Genomic DNA, 17,374 nt, shown 5'->3' with positions numbered 1-17,374 from the left:
CGCATGAAGGCTGCTAGTTTGGTGCTTCATTTCCTTAACCCCATTTCATGACTATCAATAACCAAATAATGGCGATTGTTAGTGGCACGAGTAGGGAAAAGTCGGTGAAGCCAACAAAAGCCAAATGAATAAATGCGCTACTCAATAGGCTAATGAAAAGTCTATCGCCACGGCTTGTCTCCAAGGGAATAAACCCCCGTCGAGAAATCGAAGGCGAACGTAATTCCCAGATCGTCATACCAACCAACATGCAGCCGATCGTGGAAAAAAATATTGCTGAGGGTAGAGTCCATGCCATCCATCCCATTTTTGTATCTCCTAGACGCGCCCGAGCGCGAAACCTTTAGCCACATGATTACGGACAAACCAAACCACCAGAATTCCCGGGACAATAGTGAGTACCCCTGCCGCAGACAGTACTCCCCAATCGATCCCTGAAGCGCTAACAGTTCGCGTCATAACCGCTGCAATGGGTTTAGCATTGACCGATGTTAATGTTCGAGCGAGTAGCAGTTCTACCCAGCTAAACATGAAGCAGAAGAAGGCCGTTACCCCAATGCCGGAGCGGATTAATGGAATAAATATCCGAGTAAAAAATCGAGTAAAGCTATAGCCATCAATGTAGGCTGTCTCGTCAATTTCCCGAGGTACCCCTGACATAAAGCCTTCCAAAATCCAGACTGCTAGCGGCACATTGAATAAACAATGGGCTAAAGCCACGGCGATATGGGTATCGAATAAGCCCACCGAGGAATACAGCTGGAAGAATGGCAATAGAAAAACAGCGGGTGGCGCCATTCGGTTGGTCAACAACCAAAAGAACAAGTGCTTATCACCCATAAAGCGAAAACGAGAGAATGCGTAAGCGGCGGGCAATGCAACCGCTAAAGTAATCACCATATTTAACAAGACGTAGTAGATCGAATTGACGTAGCCCATGTACCAGCTTGGGTCGCTAAATATGACCTGGTAGTTATGCAGCGTGAAGCTTTGCGGCCAGAAACTGAGCTTGCCTAGTATCTCGTCATTATGTTTAAAGGACATGTTTAGCAGCCAGTAAATAGGCAATAACAAAAATATGATATATGCCGACATGCCTATATTTTTGGTTTTACTCATTTGAAATTCCTTTACTTGGCGTCATTGCGAGTCATGAGGGTGTAGAACAACCAACTGAGCAGCAAAATTACTAAGAAATAAATAATTGAGAACGCACCTGCTGGGCCAATATCAAACTGACCAATCGCCATTTTTGTAAGTGTCTGACTCAAGAATGTGGTGGAGTTACCTGGGCCACCGCCGGTTAAGACAAAGGGTTCGGTATAGATCATGAAACTGTCCATAAAGCGCAGTAACACGCCTATCAAAAGCACGCTTTTGAGTTTTGGCAGTTGGATATAGCGAAATACTGCCCAGCGACTCGCTCGGTCGATTCGAGCGGCTTGGTAGTAGGCGTCAGGGATGGCGCGTAGTCCCGAATAACACAGTAAGGCAACTAAGGATGTCCAATGCCATACGTCCATCAGTAGCACCGTAAACCATGCATCTACTGGATTAGCTGCGTAGTTGTAATCCACGCCTAGACTATTGAGCGCCCAACCAAACAAGCCAATATCCGCCCGTGCAAAAATCTGCCAAATTGTGCCGACAACGTTAAGCGGGACAAGTAGGGGAACCGCCAAAACAATCAGACTAGCAACCGAACCAATACCTCGAGTTGGCATCATTAAGGCGACCGCTATACCTAGCGGAATTTCGATGGCTAGCACCGCGCCGGAGAACAAAAACTGCCGTACTAGCGAGTCGATAAGCCGTTGATCATTTAGGATTTCTCGATACCATTCGGTGCCAACAAAGTAGCGAGTATTAATGTCAAAGATATCTTGAATTGAATAGTTAACAACGGTCATTAAGGGGATGATGGCGCTAAACGCGACCAGCAGAAATACCGGCAAAACAAGAAACCATGCCTTATTGGTATAGGGTTTAAGCATCGCTATTCTCCTTAGCAACGAGGTATTCATCCACATAAAGCATTTGCCATTGCTCAGGGAAACTGATGTACGCTTGATGTTCAGGAACTTTCTGGTCTTCAAGTAACCGGGCTTTTAAATCGGTAGTGCCAACTCGCAAGCTCAAAATTTTGTAGCTACCTAAATCCTCTAAGTGCAAAACCTCTGCTTGCATGGCATTTTCTTGGGCGTGTTCCCAGACGTGAATAAACTCGGGACGTATTCCGATCTTCACGTTCTTGGAATTTGAACCAGCTAATGCATCTAGCTCGTGTTTACTAATGGGTAGGCTGTGACCTTGAAACAATAGGTGTTCGTCTTTGAAACTCACTGGAAGCAAGTTCATACCAGGACTGCCAATGAAGTAGCCAACAAAGGTATGGTTTGGTCGCTCAAATAGTTCTCTAGGTGTCCCAAATTGCACGACCTGGCCGTCGTACATCACGGCAATTTTGTCAGCAAATGTAGACGCTTCTAGCTGGTCATGAGTGACGTACACCATGGTTATTTTGAATTGCTCATGAATTTGTTTCAGTTTTCGACGCAGCTTCCATTTGAGATGAGGGTCAATAACGGTGAGCGGTTCGTCAAAAAGAATTGCAGACACGTCGTCTCGCACCAAGCCCCTGCCCATAGACACTTTTTGTTTTTCATCGGCACTTAAATTGAAGGCTTTTTGTTTGAGCACCGAGTCTAGTTCCAATATTTGCGCGATTTCTCGGACTTTTTTATCAACTTTGTCGGCTTTGGTTCCCATGTTGCGCAGTGGAAATGCCAAATTGTCATAGACGCTCATGGTGTCGTAGACAACAGGGAACTGAAATACTTGCGCAATGTTACGTTCCTGAGGGCTGACATCGTTCATAACGCGGCCGTCAAATAGAACTTCACCGTCAGAGGGTTTCAATAGGCCGGAAATGATATTCAAGAGGGTGGATTTTCCGCAGCCAGAAGGACCTAACAATGCAAAAGCACCGCCTTGCTCCCAGGTATGTGTCATCTCACGGATGGCATAACTGGGTTCAGCGGCAGTTTTATCGTAACTGTGCGCTAATGATTGCAGCTTAATTTCGGCCATGTGCACTTCCTTGAGAGTTCAGGCGCGGGGCTTGAATGAGCTCACCTGCGGCAGAAAAGATATGTAACTTGTGAACAGAAATATAAACTTTGATACGCTCATCAACGTTGTAGCTATGCACGCCACTGACATGCATCACAATGTTAAAGCTTCCATTTTTAACGTGTAGGAAGGTTTCTGAACCACTAATTTCGGCAAGTTCGACTTGCACACTTAATTCCAAATCATCATCTTGCCGAGGCAATAAACTGATGTGGCTAGGGCGAACACCGAATCGATAGTTACCCTGTTCGAGACTCTTTAGCTCAGAACTAAGCGGGAAGTGGACGCCTTCGCTGAGGGATATTTCTGATTGACTGATTTTTCCATCCAGCAGATTGATTGGTGGCTCATTGAATAGCGTTGCTGCAGTAACGTTGCAGGGCTGGTGGTAGGTTTGTGCTGTAGGGCCACTTTGAACCACTTGTCCTTTGTGCAAAATAGTGGTGGTTCCACCGAGTGCCAGCGCTTCGTTTGGTTCGGTGGTTGCATAAACTGCAATGGTATTTCTGCGAGAGAATAGTTCGCGCATTTCCTGGCGTAGCTCTTCGCGTAATTTGTAGTCCAAGTTAACCAAAGGTTCATCAAATAAAATCAGCTTGGCGTCTTTCACCAAGGCCCTGGCCATGGCCGTGCGTTGTTGTTGTCCTCCCGAAAGCTCAAGCGGGAAGCGGTTAAGAAACTCAACAATGCGCAGCATTTCAGCGGTTTGATATACTTTTTCTTTAATTTGGCTTTCGTTTTCTCCTGCGAGTCGAAGCGGTGATGCGATGTTTTCGAAGACACTTAAGTTGGGGTAGTTAATAAACTGCTGATAGACCATAGAGATATTACGTTTTTGAACACTTTGATCTGTAACGTCCTCACCATCCATAAACACGCGGCCTTGGCTAGGTTTGTCTAGTCCTGCCATAAGTCGCATTAAACTGGTTTTACCTGCAAGAGTACGGCCCAAGAGAACATTGAAACTCCCTGGCTCAAACCTGAGCGATACTTGATGAATGTGATATTGCCCATCAACAAAACGGCTAACGTTTTTTAGTTCTAAGGACATTCGATTACCAACTCCTGTTCAGCACTTGTTCGATTAGAAATAAGATTCGTAGATTGCTGAAGCTAATTGCGAAAATGGTGCCAGATTTCGAGATTGCCATTAAGTTTATTAAAAACAATCATTTAGAGAGAAACCTGTTGTTTGGCATTCAAAATAAAGTGTTCACTTTTTGTGATCAATGTGAACATTTTGTTAACTGCTCTTTGAACAAAAGCGAAAGCTGTGCCAGATTGATTGGGTGTTTTCGAACAAAAAATGCGCGAAAGCGCGGGTGACTAACGAGTGAAATCAGAAATATTAGAGCAAGACCAGCATCAATCAATAATTCAAAAGTCTTGGCAACGCTGTCGAGATATTGGTCTTGATCACGACACAAAACCAATCGTTGAGAAGCTCGAGGGTAGCCACTTAAAAGTGCTGGTAGATGAACACGACAAACTCATTCAAACCACTCACCACCAAGTTTTACCGTGCTATGAAAATCTATTAGTAAACAGCTCAAGCCAGGTGGTACTTGCTGACAAACAAGGCACGGTATTACAGCAATGGGGGAAGCCTAGTTTTGCCAACTCAAAGCAAGCACTATTTCGTAGCGGCATTTCTTGGCAAGAGCAATGTTTTGGTACTAATGCCATTGGTACCGCATTGAAAACAAAGACACCAGTTCAAATTCAACAAGATGAGCATTTCCTAAGCGCGAATAGATTTATGAATGGTGCTGCCGCACCTATTTTTGGAATAGATCGACAATTGGTTGGGGTTATAGATATTTCAAGTGATTCGTTTTTACCTCAATCACATACTTTGGGAATGGTTCGACTCATGTCTCAAGCGGTTGAAAACCATCTCATTAGCTCTTTTTATCAGCGACTTAATTATTGCCTAACCTTTAACACTAGTCCTGACAATATTGATAGTCAGTGGTCCGCATTGATGGTTATTAATCACGCTGGATGTGTTATTGCAGTTAATCGAAGAGCAGAGCAATTGTTAGAAGGATCAATTGTTGGTGAACCGATTGATCGCTTGTTTGGTTTAAGTCTCACTCAATTGGAATCACTCTCGCAAGCCCATTTTTTCCAGCTACAATGTCGCCAGGAATGTCGTTTCTATGCCCAGCTACATATTCCAGAACACGATAGAACAAGTACCAGTGTAGCGTTTCGAAAACCTAAAATTGCTAAACCAAATAAGTCCTCTTTAGAGCAACTTAAGCTTGGCGATCCAATTATGGATAAAGCAGTTTTTCAAGCTTCACGGGTGATGGACAAAGACATTCCGATTTTAGTTCGGGGAGAAACCGGGGTTGGTAAAGAGGTCTTTGTGCGAGCTCTACACAACTCTAGTCGGCGCAGTGAAAGCGAATTGGTTACGATAAACTGCGCAGCCATTCCAAAAGATTTAGTGGAGTCCGAGCTTTTTGGATATGCCAAAGGGGCTTTCACCGGCTCAAATACCAAAGGACATATCGGCCTAATCAGGCAAGCTGCTGGGGGCACATTATTTTTAGATGAAATAGGTGATATGCCGCTTTCTGTTCAAGCTCGTTTATTACGAGTTTTGCAGGAAAAACAAGTTACTCCGCTTGGTAGTGTTGAGTCGTTTACGGTTGACTTTAAGCTAATAACGGCAACTCACAAAGACCTTAAAACGGCAGTTACTGAGGGTAGTTTTCGTCAAGATTTGTATTATCGAATTTGCGGCCTACAAATTGTACTTCCTTCGTTAAAGCAGCGACTAGATAAGCGTCGTTTAATTGAAAATATCTTCGACAAGCTCAGCAGCCACGCAAGGGCCTCTTTGAGTGAAGAGGTGATGAGTTATTTGCTTGTCTATCATTGGCCTGGAAACATACGTCAGCTACGCAGTATTCTTGAAGTGGCGCTAGCCTTGGCTATCGATGAACAAGTCGAACTTGAACACTTAGAGCTTGATATCATTGAGTATGTTGACCAGTTAAACCTAGGCGCTACAGATATCGACGGCAACCTAGACCAAGAACGAGACGCTTTTGCCCAAATTTACTTTGCCAATCGTTGTAATGTGAGTCTCACGGCGAAACAGCTGCATGTGAGCCGTAACACCGTTTATAAACGACTGCGTAGTTTTGGAATCAATGCCAAACTAGATCCCGAAGCTTAGTCGCGAAGCTTACTCTTGTTCCGCAAGGATCCGTTCTATGTGGGCCAATTCGCTATCACTAAAAATTAAGTTGTCGATGGCACCCATATTGTCTTGTAGTTGACTGACGCTGCTAGCACCGATTAACACCGAACTAACTCTGGTGTCACGGAGTAACCATGCTAACGCCATTTGTGATAATTTTTGTCCGCGATCACTAGCGATGTTATCGAGTGCTCTAATCTTTTGCTGATGTTGTAGCACCTGTTGCGTTCCCAAGTAGCTTTTATCTTTTGCGGCTCGTGAGTCCGCCGGAATATCGTTTAGGTAGCGGTCTGTTAGCATCCCCTGTGCTAGCGGTGAAAAAGCGATACAGCCGACGTGTTGAGACTCCAATTCTTCTAGTAATCCGTCTTCAACCCAGCGATCTAACATGGAGTAGCGGGCCTGATGAATTAAGCAGGGCGTTCCAAGGTCTCTAAGTATGTTAATCGCTTTGTGTGCAAGTTTAGGGGGATAATTGGATATTCCCACGTACAAGGCCTTGCCAGAGCGCACAATGGTGTCTAGTGCTCCCATGGTTTCTTCTAGAGGTGTATTGGGGTCAGGGCAATGATGATAGAACAAGTCGACGTACTCTAAGCCCATACGTTGTAAGCTCTGATCCAAGCTAGCCATCAAGTACTTTCGAGACCCGCCATACCCATATGGACCCGGCCACATGTCATATCCGGCTTTGCTTGAGATAAACAACTCGTCTCGAAATGGTTTTAGGTCTTGTTTCAGAATTTGTCCAAAAGTGGTTTCAGCACTTCCATATTCAGGGCCGTAGTTATTGGCTAAATCAAAATGGGTAATACCTAAATCGAAAGCGGCCCGAGCGATTTGCTTAGCATTCTGAAAACTGTCGATGGAACCGAAATTGTGCCAAAGCCCGAGAGAAAGGGCTGGAAGTTGTACACCACTGTTTCCGCAACGGCGAAATTGCATGTTTTGATAGCGTTGCTGCTTTGGTAGGTAATGTCCAGCTGGTGATTTATCGTTGATCTGCATAACAAAAATCTGCTCATTGGAAGGGGATTCGACTAAGGATGCCAGAACTGAATTGTTGAGCCTAGGTTCAACTTTAAAATATCGGAGCAAGACACGATTTATTTTTTAGTACCTACTTACGGTTAGAGATTTTGTTCCACTAGTGCGATTATTATTTGAGGGTTCGTGCATGAAGGTATTATTATCGCTTCTTTTTTAACTCTAAGTGCTTGTCAATTGACGAATGTTGAAGGGGAAGTTGGAGACGTAACAATTAAGGCTTCTAAGGATGGCAGCAATTCAGGAAATGGTAGTTTTTGTCCACCGGGTCAAGCAAAAAAGAATAATTGCTAGTTAATTAATCAAAAAAAAAGCCGCATTAAGCGGCTTTTGTTATTAAAAAAGCTTGTGACTAACGTGTGCCATAGACAACGATAGTTTTACCATGGGCTGTAATCAGCCCTTGTTCTTCAAGCATTTTCAAAATACGTCCAACCGTCTCACGAGAACAGCCAACAATTTGACCGATCTCTTGGCGCGTAATCTTAATTTGCATACCATCTGGATGAGTCATCGCATCTGGTTGTTTCGCCAAATTAAGTAGCGTTTCAGCAATACGACCAGTTACATCCAAGAAGGCAAGATCACCTACTTTTTGACTAGTCACTTGCAAACGTTTTGCCATTTGAGATGCTAGGCGCATTAGTATTTCAGGGTTCACTTGGATCAGTTGTCGAAATTTCTTAAACGAAATCTCTGCAACTTCACAGCCTGTTTTAGCTCGGATCCAAGCGGTACGAACCGGTGTCTCTGAATCTTCAAATAGGCTTAGTTCACCAATAAAGTCACCTTGATTCAGATAGGACAAGATCATCTCTTTGCCTTCTTCATCTTTAATCAATACGGCAACAGAGCCCTTAACGATGAAGTATAAAGTCTCAGCTTTTTCTCCAGCGTGGATCAAAGTGCTCTTTGATGGGTACTTATGGATGTGACAGTGGGAGAGAAACCATTCCATGACTGGATCAGCTTGAGGTTTGCCAATTACCATATTTATAGTATTCCTATTGGTTCTGTGCATTATTAATGAAATTTCAGTAATAATTTATGTTGTAGTTACTGCTCTAGCATATTCGGCTTACGCAGCCGCTGCAACACTAAAATTAAGTAAGCATGTTATGGCGCAGGTAGATTAAGATACTTGACCTAGATTAAACGTTTAGCATTTACGCCATTTTCATGCTGAAATTGTGCGATGGATCTAATTTAAGGCACTTTATAATGAAATCACAAGTAACATGGTCAAAAGAACTACAGTTTACAGGGGTATCTGAATCCGGACATAAAATTGTAATGGACGGTAATCAAGGCAAAATTGGCCCAAGCCCTATGGAATTAGTCCTAATGGCAGCTGGTGGATGCAGTTCAGTTGATGTTGTTTCGATTCTAGAGAAAGCTCGCCAGGCTGTAAGTGACTGTCGAGTTGAACTTGAAGGTACCCGTGCAGACAGTGTGCCGAGCGTATACACGGCCATTCATCTGCACTTTGTAGTCAGTGGAAAAGACCTCAGCGAGAAGCACGTTGCTCGCGCTGTCGATCTGTCTATGGAAAAGTATTGCTCAGTCTCGTTGATGCTAGCCAAAGCTTGTGAAATCACTCACAGCTTTGAAACAGTCGCGGCTTAGCCGACTTTACCTGTTTCCAGCAGTTGCTGAATCATTGGCGCTAAAATGAGCTCCATAGTGAAGCTCATTTTTCCGCCAGGTACAACAATGGTGTCCCTGCGAGACATATACGCACCGTCTATCATCGACATCAAATACGGGAAATCGACATTTTTTAGCCCGCGGAATCGAATCACTAGCATACTTTCATCTAGGCTAGGAATACTTCGTGCTGAGAAAGGGTTAGAGGTATCAACCGTCGGGACGCGCTGGAAGTTAATATGGGTGCGAGAAAACTGTGGTGTAATATAATTTATATAGTCATCCATTGAGCGCACAATTGACTCTTGAACGGCTTCGCGCGAGTGGCCTCGCTCTGATGTATCGCGAACCAGTTTCTGAATCCATTCTAAATTGACTATTGGCACCATGCCGATTAATAGGTCAACATGTGCAGCCACGTTGTAATTTTTGTCGACAATGCCTCCATGTAAGCCTTCATAGAACAACACATCGGTATTTTCTGAAACATCCTGCCATGGGGTGAAGGTGCCAGGCATTAAGTTGTAAGGAACGGCCTCATCGAAGGTATGTAGGTAACGACGATATTTCCCGCCTCCCGTTTGACCGTATTCTCGAAAAAAGTTTTGCAATAATTCAAAGTCATTTGCTTCTGCGCCGAAATAGCTAATGTGCTTGCCTTGTTCACGTGCTTTGCGAATAGCGACATCCATTTCGGGGCGAGTATAGCGATGGAAGCTATCGCCTTCGATAAATGCTGCGTTTAGCTTATGTTCACGAAACAGGTGGGCAAAGGTTTCGCTCGTGGTTGAGGTCCCCGCGCCTGAGGAGCCCGTTACCGCAATTATAGGGTGTTTAGCAGACATTCATTCTTCCTTGAAGTAAATAATTTGGCTCTATTCTGACTTGGCATTGTGAGGCCGGAAGCAGGCTTGGTCAAGCAAGCCTATGTTTGAGTGATATGCTTAGGCTTATTCAAGCTGAGACTTGAAATAACTTGGAATAACGTGATTCAACCAAGACTGAGGGCGATTCATTTCCCCTTCTAAGAACCCGACATGCCCGCCGGATTGAGTTAACAAATACTGGCCATGACTTGAAACCTGCGTTGGCTCAAGCAAAACCTCGTGATTCATAAACGGGTCATCCTGAGAATGAACAACTAGATGGGGAGTTTTAATAGTGGCCATACGTGTTTTTGGGCTGCATTGTTGATAGTAATCGGCAGCATCTACAAAACCATGTACCGGGGCTGTGTATACATTGTCGAAATCCCAAAACGTACTCGAATTTCGTAACTTGAGGTGCTCTATTCTGTTTGGGTGAGAGCGGTGCTTGGAAACAAGAGAGCTGCGCATTAGCGAGATGAGATAACGCTGATAAACTTTTGAAAAACCTTTGTTGATAGCATCCGCACAAGCCCCCAATTTCAAGGGAGCTGAGACACTAATTGCGGCTTGAATAGGGTTTTTCGGCTCACCAATGAGGTAATTTAGTAGGATATTTCCCCCCATCGAGTAACCAACTGCAAATAGCGGTGCTAGTGGGAAGCGCTGTTTGATCATTTGAACAACCTGGCCAAGATCATCGGTTTCGCCACTGTGGTAACTGCGCCAAAAACGATTGGCTCGACCACTACAACCGCGTTGATGCATGACCACCATCCGCCAACCTAGCTGAGCGTTGACCTGCATCAAGCTTTTAATATAAGGCGATTCAGCGCAACCATGCAGTCCATGTAAAAGTAAGAGAATAGGGCGCGTATCATCATTGGCAAACTGGTTTTGCCATGCAAGGTCGACAAAATCGCCATCGTTCAATTCAAATTGCTGCCACTGTAAGCGTGCTTTACTTCGGCGCCACAAGACACGCGGTGCGATGGTTTGAAAATGAGGATTCTTGGCCCAAATTGGTGCCTGGTAAGTTCTAATTTGATGCGTTGTTTGCAAAGTTCACTTGATCCTTAGCCACGGCATTTACGCTTTCGTGAGTTTCTGAATACATTAAAACAATTTGCTCAGATTCTAGTTGTTGGCGTAGGCGAGATAGTTTCTGCTCAAGGCTTAGCTCTAGCTCTCCGTAGTCGGTGCCTTCACGTAGTACAATACTTTCGAGCAAATTGTGAAGAGTCTCAGCTTCAAGTTCTCGCCAGGGTATAATCATTCATGGTTACTCATATTTTATGATTGTATGCAGCTTATCGTATTACTGGCTTAAGTCGAGTTCAGTCTTGGCTTCGCAAACGCATACATAACTGAGATAATCCAATTCGCCGTAAGTTCTTTGTAACAAGGTTAATATGCAAGATTCTAAAACAGATTGTGGACAATGCCAAAGCCCCTGGTTTAGGCAAAAACTCGGTCGTTGTCGACAGTGTTTTATGTGGTCTAGCATTGGTGTACTTTTGTTTAGTCTAATATACATTTATTGGGACACTAGCATAGCCGTTTATCAAAGCGCGGTAGCTGTTATTAGCATTTGTTTTATAGGCTTATGGCTGGCGCATTTGTTCGTGGCCATCTACTTGAGACTGATCAAAGATGCTAGCGGCCTGTTTGGTTAGTTTCATGCGCTAGCAATGTTGGTCTCAAATCAAAGGAATGTTCAATGGGGCTCGATCAGACAAAGAATGCCGTTCGACATTTTTTACTTGTTGTCTCATGTTTACTCATATCGGTGTTCAATGCTCATTCGAGTGCGAACTACATTCAAGCTTCTGTTCGCCAGCAATCCTTTCCAAAAATTGAAATAAAAAATGGCTTAAAAAATAAGCCTCAATTTTTCTTGTCTGGTACCCAAACTGTGTTTATGCCACGAGGTTATAACTATACACATGTCGAAGCGCTGACCGAACCGTGTTTGACGCTCGGGGTGTCTTATCACAGTACTTTCAACGACACTAAGTATAGTGAACGAGAAGCAACTAAAATGCTGCGCTTACTTAGCTCAGCTGACTACAATATTGTTCGAGTTTTTATCAATCCAGAATGTATTGTCACCTTAAGCGGTGAACTTTCAGCCGTCTATATGGCAAACCTAGCTAACTTTTTGCAGTTGTCTAGCTCATATAATATTCGAGTGATTGTTACGTTAGATCAACTACCGTCTACCTTATACGGTGCAGTTCTCAAACACGAATCTGATATTTGGTGGTCAAACACCCAATATTTGGATAGCCAACTGATCAGGCTAGAACAAGATTTTTGGAAACAAGTTATTACTAATTTAAAACAACTCGGGGTCAATCTAAATACTGTATTTTCTTGGCAAATAAGAAATGAATTTGTATATCGTAACGACCAAGAACCTGCGAGTAGTTCGGTCGGAAAGTATCGAGCTGCTAATGGTGAAACTTATGATCTGAGCGTCGTTGCTGAGAAAAGGAAATTAGCCATCGATAGCTTCTTGTATTGGAGTCAGGAAATTAGAAATGCAATACAGTTTGTTGATCACGGAGCATTGGTTAGCGTTGGCTTTTTCGCCAGTGATAGCATATGGAATGGAGTCGTGCTCAGTGCGCTCGAAAACTCACAATTAGATTATGTTGATCTTCACCTTTACCCTGATAGCCAATTAGATTTTGATGGCTATATCGAATATTTCAATCTTAAGAAGCACTACAAGAAACCGATTATTATGGGTGAGTATGGCTTTGTTGACGCGCACGGTCTTTCGCAATTAGAACAGATAAACCAGCTTCAACAATGGTTGATACGCTCATGTGAATTTGGGTTTACGGGCTGGTTGAATTGGACATGGCCTACGCAACGAGGCGTTCAATTATCAGTTGATGACCATGGCAACTTTTTTACTAAGCTGGGACCCAAACAACTTAAGTTGGATTGCTCTTAGTTAAAACGACAACTACTTTTAGCTTTCTAAAGACCTTCGACCTTAGACTGTTCAATAATGATAGTGGCCTGTTCACATAAGTTTTGGCTAGGATCAAGCCAATGAATGTGGTCACCACGTCGCTGCATTTTTCGGAACCAAGTATCTTGTCGTTTTGCAAACTGATGGATTTTGGAGTTTAGTTTTTGTTGTAGGTCATTTTGGTTAAGTTGTCCTTGTAAATACTGGGCAACTAAGCGGTACTCAAGACCGTAGAACTCAAGAGTTTCATAACTAACTCCTTGATGGTGCAGATCTTGGACTTCTTCAATCAGTCCTTCATCAAAACGTTGTTTTAGACGAAGGGTTATTCGCTTACGTAGTTCGCTTCGATCCCATTGTATGCCAATCAACAAAGACTTAATGCTTGGGAATTTCGATTTACTTGCCTTTGGATTGTGTTGTTCGAAAACAGCAATCTCTATCGCTCTTACTAAGCGTGGCCTCACAAGTAAGTCGGTGTCATTGTGTAGCTCGGGTTTGAGCTTAATTAAGCGTTGTTGCAGTTGCTCCAAAGAGTCTGTTGCAAGCTCTGCCCGTAAGTCTTGGTTCTCGTGTACTTGCGTCAATTGATAATTTTGGGTAATTGCGTCGATATATAAACCAGTCCCTCCCACCATTATCGGTACCTTGTTATGGTTTTTTACTTGCGCATAGGCTTCAAAAAAATCCTGCTGGTATCGAAATACGCTGTATTCGTCACCAGGGTTAACCACGTCAATCAAATGGTAGGGAACGTCGCCAAATTCGGCTAAATCTTTGCCACTCCCTATATCTAAGCCGGTATATACCTGCCTAGAATCAGCAGACAAAATTTCGCCGCCAATTTGCTTAGCAAGAGATACACCTAAGGATGTTTTTCCTGAAGCTGTAGGACCTAAAATGGTTATAAGATTAAAAGCAGACAAAATAGACTCAAATAAAGCAACTGACGGTTTGGAGTTTAGCAAATTGTTAGGCGTGGCAATAGGGATAGCAAGCTAAGGGTTTACAAAGATTATTGATGTTCTCAAGCTGAGATTGGATGCAATGGTTATTTTGGCAAAAGGGAGAACGATGTGAACTGGGGATAACTAAAGTGCGAGATACGCCTTACAGCGCATCTCAGAACGGGCTTCCATGCACAGACTTTAGTTTTGCCAGAAGTGCTTACGGCTCTCGCTATAACGATCTGCTTCTGTTAGACCAACATCACGTAACAAGTAAGCTGGCATTTGCGCTAGCTGACGGCGTGTCTTTTGACGTTTTAGCCAAGTTTCGCCGATGTCATGCATACGTACTAAAAGGCTTTTAGCATTTGAGATAGATACTGTGTTTTCTGTGTGTTGTACATTTGCTGTAGAAGTGTTCATAACCCGTTCCTCATATTCGTTGTTGTTTGTATATTAGTCAGAGAATGGATAAGGATCAAATGACATAAATTCCATTTTCAGATTACTTTTACTAATCCATTTTGGTTTTGGTTTGAACCTAATACTTAGTTTCATGAACACAAAATCACAGCACTGGGATACTATTGAATAACTATTCATTAATTTTGAATTTGAAGCCGATTTGCTGCTGGTGTAGTGTTCGTAATGCACTGTTTTAAGGGTCTTTTATCTTTTTCTGGTCATGAGTGAATATTCGTCTGTAAAAACAAGTTTATTGACGCGTTTGACTAGGGCTGTTGACTAGATGTTAAGCGGCTTGCTGCTAATTTGTATTGTTAGTGTTAAATTTTTGTGTTTTTGTTTTGACTTATTTATTCTAACTCAAATTCGAGGCTTTGGTTTTTTAGCATAAATGCATGAACTGCTGTAATTTTAATCGGGGTTAACACGGAGGTTAAAACAATGTTAAAGTTATTCTGACTGCTCCGATGAGGTCCTTCTCATACGTCGCAGCATAAACATAATAATAAAGCACCACAGATAAGGATAGCTCGATGACCTACACTTCTTTTTTCCCTCAACAACGTACCTTAATGGGCCCTGGGCCTAGTGATATTTCTCCCCAAGTTCAATTGGCTAGTAGCAAACCTCTAGTAGGACACCTCGACCCACAGTTTTTAAAGCTGATGGATGAAATTAAGCAGATGTTACAATTGGCATTCCAAACTCAAAATGCCAATACTTTCGTAGTTTCAGCGCCTGGTTCTGCGGGCATGGAGACCTGCTTCGTAAATCTTCTTGAGCCCGGCGATAAAGTTATCGTGTGTATAAACGGTGTGTTTGGTATGCGCATGAAAGAAAATATTGAACGCTGCCAGGCACAAGCCATTGTTGTAGAAGACCCATGGGGTAGTCCGGTGAGTGAGGACAAGTTGGAGTTAGCGCTCCAGCAACACCCGGATGCGAAGTGTGTAGCCTTTGTACACGCTGAAACATCAACCGGGGTGTGCTCAGATGCTCAGGCCTTGTGTGCGATTGCAAAACGCTATAATTGTTTAACGATTGTCGATGCTGTGACTTCATTAGGCGGAGTGCCGTTAAAAGTCGACGAATGGCAAATAGATGCTGTTTACTCTGGTAGTCAGAAGTGCTTGTCGTGCATACCGGGCTTGTCTCCTGTCAGTTTCTCTCCGGCGGCGATAGACGTTCTCAATGCGCGAAAAGTTCCAGTTCAGAGTTGGTTTTTAGATCATACCTTAGTGATGAACTATTGGAGTAGTACCCAAAAACGCAGTTATCATCATACTGCGCCAGTAACCAGCTTATATGCAATGCATGAAGCGTTAGTTCAACTCCATCATGAGGGACTTGAAAACTCGTGGAATAGACATCAACAACAACACATGGTGTTAAGAGATGGGCTAGAAGCCATGGGTATTGAGTTTATCGTTGATCCAAAATATCGTTTGCCTCAGCTAAACACCGTTGCAATTCCAAATGGGGTGGATGACGCCTTGATCCGCTCGCGCTTACTAAACGAATACAATTTGGAAATAGGTGCAGGCTTAGGGGCTTTTGCTGGCAAAGCATGGCGAATTGGATTGATGGGCTACGCTGCTCGAACAGAGAATGTTAGTCTGTGTTTGGCGGCGCTGCGCGAAGTGCTATAAATTGTTACTTGCTGATCTTTCGCAAGATCAGCAAGTTGGAGTCAGTTTTATGATTATTGATTTAAATTCATTAAGTACTAACGAAAGTTACCATTTATTAACTCAAGTGATCGTGCCTCGTCCTATCGCATGGGTACTCACCGAAAATCAAGATTCTGAAAGCTATAATCTGGCTCCGTTTTCTTTCTTTAATGCGGTGTGTTCGGATCCTCCTCTTATTATGTTGTCCATCGGTCAACGGCCTGATGGACGTCAAAAAGATACCCTGGACAATATTCAAAGAAGCAAAAAAGTTACGATACATATACCTAGTGTTGAACATGCTGCTGAAGTGACGGAGTCATCGCGTAGCCGAGAGCCAAATGATTCCGAGATTAATGCACAGAATATTAAGCTAGTAGACTTCGAGGGTTTTGCGCTACCGCGCATTGAGAATAGCAAAATAGCATTAGCTGGCGAGCTTCATTTGCACCAGACTATTGGTCGCCAACAACAGAACTTAGTTTTTATCGAATTAAAAACGGCGTACCTTGAGTCTAGTATCGTATCGAAATCTGATCAGCGACTTAAGGTTGATCATCTTGGGCTTGATCCTCTGGGCCGATTAGGTGGCAGTGATTATTGGGTAAACGGTCATTCGCTTACAATTAAGCGACCAATGTAAGCTTGTTTGAATGTACCTTGACTTAGGCCACTATTCTTTGTTTACGAATATTTATCATTGCTGACACTTTTGTTCTGTAGATAGATGACTATTTAGACTTGAACATAGCCATGCTATATTCACCAATCAAAACATTAGATGATTGTGAATCACAAAATAAGAGGTACAGGTGGGGCAAAAGCAAATACGTGAAGTAACCGTTATCTATTATATGGACAATTCTCTTGAGCTTTTTCATAAAGTACTCGAGCTTGAACAAAAGCCAAACGGGCGAGTTGTTGTTCCCGAATCGTTCAAGCGCGATAAATCAATTATTGCTATTTGTGATGGAAAAGTAGAGATCCTTAACCGTATCGGTGACCGAAACCTTGACCTCGACAACTTCATACTACTTGATGAACAAGCATAGCCGGATGTAAGCCTTTAACTTTAGTCTTTCCTAAGTTCTATCCACAATAATCTCTATCGACTTGCGGTTTCATGTACTTTTTCTTTTTTTAGCGCTGCTTTACGCTTAAACAATCAACGAATTGTTGGCTTTGTGAGCGCTTGAGCTAAAAGGCGATATAAATCACAAAAAAGCCTTGCGCTCCAAAGTGTGATCCCTATAATGCACCCCACTGAAACGCGGCAGCCACTCCTTGTTCCATAAGGGATAGAGAGGGATGCAACGGCTCAGGACGGTATTAGAAGCTCGCTTCAAACCAGCGGGATGAAAACTGCAAACTTTCTTGAAATTAGCGGTTGACATCAA

Annotated in this window: 19 protein-coding genes; 7 read left to right on the top strand and 12 right to left on the bottom strand. The window is 43.2% G+C overall.

What is annotated here, in order from left to right; translation table 11 throughout:
• Positions 1-34 precede the first annotated feature (34 nt).
• From DBZ36_RS01350 to DBZ36_RS01330, 5 genes are read right to left on the bottom strand one after another with little or no spacing between them, the layout of a single operon-like run.
• Positions 35-307, bottom strand: a complete 273-nt coding sequence (locus DBZ36_RS01350) for a DUF2160 domain-containing protein (RefSeq protein ID WP_120353132.1) — start codon at positions 305-307, stop codon at positions 35-37.
• Between the two features lie 11 nt (positions 308-318).
• Positions 319-1,119, bottom strand: coding sequence for a carbohydrate ABC transporter permease (locus DBZ36_RS01345; RefSeq protein WP_120353131.1), 801 nt, complete (start codon positions 1,117-1,119; stop codon positions 319-321).
• An 11-nt stretch (positions 1,120-1,130) separates the two neighbouring features.
• Positions 1,131-1,994 carry a carbohydrate ABC transporter permease gene (locus tag DBZ36_RS01340; protein WP_120353130.1) on the bottom strand — a complete coding sequence of 288 codons (864 nt, stop codon included), beginning with the start codon at positions 1,992-1,994 and terminating at the stop codon, positions 1,131-1,133.
• Positions 1,987-3,090, bottom strand: coding sequence for an ABC transporter ATP-binding protein (locus tag DBZ36_RS01335; protein WP_120353129.1), 1,104 nt, complete (start codon positions 3,088-3,090; stop codon positions 1,987-1,989). The genes DBZ36_RS01340 and DBZ36_RS01335 overlap by 8 nt, the downstream gene beginning before the upstream one ends.
• Positions 3,077-4,183 (bottom strand): ABC transporter ATP-binding protein, encoded by a 1,107-nt coding sequence (locus DBZ36_RS01330; RefSeq protein ID WP_120353128.1) that lies wholly within the window; start codon positions 4,181-4,183, stop codon positions 3,077-3,079. The genes DBZ36_RS01335 and DBZ36_RS01330 overlap by 14 nt, the downstream gene beginning before the upstream one ends.
• A 282-nt stretch (positions 4,184-4,465) precedes the next feature.
• Between DBZ36_RS01330 and DBZ36_RS01320 the strand changes: the two genes are divergently transcribed.
• A complete protein-coding gene (locus DBZ36_RS01320) occupies positions 4,466-6,325 on the top strand; it encodes a sigma-54-dependent Fis family transcriptional regulator (protein WP_199711750.1) in 1,860 nt (619 codons plus the stop codon).
• A gap of 9 nt (positions 6,326-6,334) precedes the next feature.
• Here DBZ36_RS01320 and mgrA read toward each other — a convergent pair whose 3' ends face one another.
• Together mgrA and crp are read right to left on the bottom strand one after the other, a co-directional pair.
• A complete protein-coding gene (mgrA, locus tag DBZ36_RS01315) occupies positions 6,335-7,357 on the bottom strand; it encodes an L-glyceraldehyde 3-phosphate reductase (protein WP_120353126.1) in 1,023 nt (340 codons plus the stop codon).
• A 391-nt stretch (positions 7,358-7,748) separates the two neighbouring features.
• A complete protein-coding gene (crp, locus tag DBZ36_RS01310; protein ID WP_120353125.1) occupies positions 7,749-8,387 on the bottom strand; it encodes a cAMP-activated global transcriptional regulator CRP in 639 nt (212 codons plus the stop codon).
• A gap of 230 nt (positions 8,388-8,617) precedes the next feature.
• Here crp and DBZ36_RS01305 point away from each other — a divergent pair, with 230 nt between their 5' ends.
• Positions 8,618-9,022: an OsmC family protein gene (locus DBZ36_RS01305; RefSeq protein ID WP_120353124.1), complete on the top strand. Its 405-nt coding sequence runs from the start codon at positions 8,618-8,620 to the stop codon at positions 9,020-9,022.
• Here the strand turns inward: DBZ36_RS01305 and DBZ36_RS01300 are convergent.
• The 3 genes from DBZ36_RS01300 to DBZ36_RS01290 all read right to left on the bottom strand — a co-directional run bounded on the left by DBZ36_RS01300 (position 9,019) and on the right by DBZ36_RS01290 (position 11,185).
• Positions 9,019-9,888, bottom strand: a complete 870-nt coding sequence (locus tag DBZ36_RS01300; protein WP_120353123.1) for a phosphoribulokinase — start codon at positions 9,886-9,888, stop codon at positions 9,019-9,021. The genes DBZ36_RS01305 and DBZ36_RS01300 overlap by 4 nt on opposite strands.
• 105 nt (positions 9,889-9,993) lie before the next feature.
• Complete coding sequence (locus tag DBZ36_RS01295; RefSeq protein ID WP_120353122.1) at positions 9,994-10,971, bottom strand: hydrolase; 978 nt, start codon at positions 10,969-10,971, stop codon at positions 9,994-9,996.
• On the bottom strand, positions 10,949-11,185 hold the full coding sequence (locus DBZ36_RS01290; RefSeq protein ID WP_120353121.1) for a YheU family protein: 237 nt from the start codon (positions 11,183-11,185) through the stop codon (positions 10,949-10,951). The genes DBZ36_RS01295 and DBZ36_RS01290 overlap by 23 nt, the downstream gene beginning before the upstream one ends.
• 136 nt (positions 11,186-11,321) lie before the next feature.
• Between DBZ36_RS01290 and DBZ36_RS20805 the strand changes: the two genes are divergently transcribed.
• Both DBZ36_RS20805 and DBZ36_RS01280 read left to right on the top strand, forming a co-directional pair.
• Positions 11,322-11,585, top strand: a complete 264-nt coding sequence (locus DBZ36_RS20805; protein WP_120353120.1) for a DUF3624 family protein — start codon at positions 11,322-11,324, stop codon at positions 11,583-11,585.
• A 44-nt stretch (positions 11,586-11,629) separates the two neighbouring features.
• Positions 11,630-12,874 carry a cellulase family glycosylhydrolase gene (locus DBZ36_RS01280; protein WP_120353119.1) on the top strand — a complete coding sequence of 415 codons (1,245 nt, stop codon included), beginning with the start codon at positions 11,630-11,632 and terminating at the stop codon, positions 12,872-12,874.
• A gap of 26 nt (positions 12,875-12,900) precedes the next feature.
• On the opposite strand, the gene miaA is transcribed toward DBZ36_RS01280, so the two are convergent.
• Both miaA and DBZ36_RS20575 read right to left on the bottom strand, forming a co-directional pair.
• Positions 12,901-13,821, bottom strand: a complete 921-nt coding sequence (gene miaA / locus DBZ36_RS01275; RefSeq protein ID WP_120353118.1) for a tRNA (adenosine(37)-N6)-dimethylallyltransferase MiaA — start codon at positions 13,819-13,821, stop codon at positions 12,901-12,903.
• A 222-nt stretch (positions 13,822-14,043) separates the two neighbouring features.
• Entirely contained in the window at positions 14,044-14,265 is a 222-nt protein-coding gene (locus DBZ36_RS20575) for a DUF1127 domain-containing protein (RefSeq protein WP_199711749.1), read from the bottom strand.
• 575 nt (positions 14,266-14,840) lie between these two features.
• Here DBZ36_RS20575 and DBZ36_RS01265 point away from each other — a divergent pair.
• The 3 genes from DBZ36_RS01265 to DBZ36_RS01255 all read left to right on the top strand — a co-directional run bounded on the left by DBZ36_RS01265 (position 14,841) and on the right by DBZ36_RS01255 (position 17,029).
• Positions 14,841-15,956, top strand: a complete 1,116-nt coding sequence (locus DBZ36_RS01265) for a pyridoxal-phosphate-dependent aminotransferase family protein (protein WP_120353117.1) — start codon at positions 14,841-14,843, stop codon at positions 15,954-15,956.
• 49 nt (positions 15,957-16,005) lie between these two features.
• Complete coding sequence (locus DBZ36_RS01260; protein ID WP_158589006.1) at positions 16,006-16,620, top strand: flavin reductase family protein; 615 nt, start codon at positions 16,006-16,008, stop codon at positions 16,618-16,620.
• Between the two features lie 169 nt (positions 16,621-16,789).
• Positions 16,790-17,029, top strand: coding sequence for a TIGR02922 family protein (locus tag DBZ36_RS01255; RefSeq protein WP_233558072.1), 240 nt, complete (start codon positions 16,790-16,792; stop codon positions 17,027-17,029).
• Positions 17,030-17,374: the final 345 nt, after the last annotated feature.

The organism is Alginatibacterium sediminis, assembly GCF_003610775.1.
Lineage (GTDB): Bacteria > Pseudomonadota > Gammaproteobacteria > Enterobacterales > Celerinatantimonadaceae > Alginatibacterium > Alginatibacterium sediminis.
This window is presented reverse-complemented; position numbering and strand designations above follow the sequence as displayed.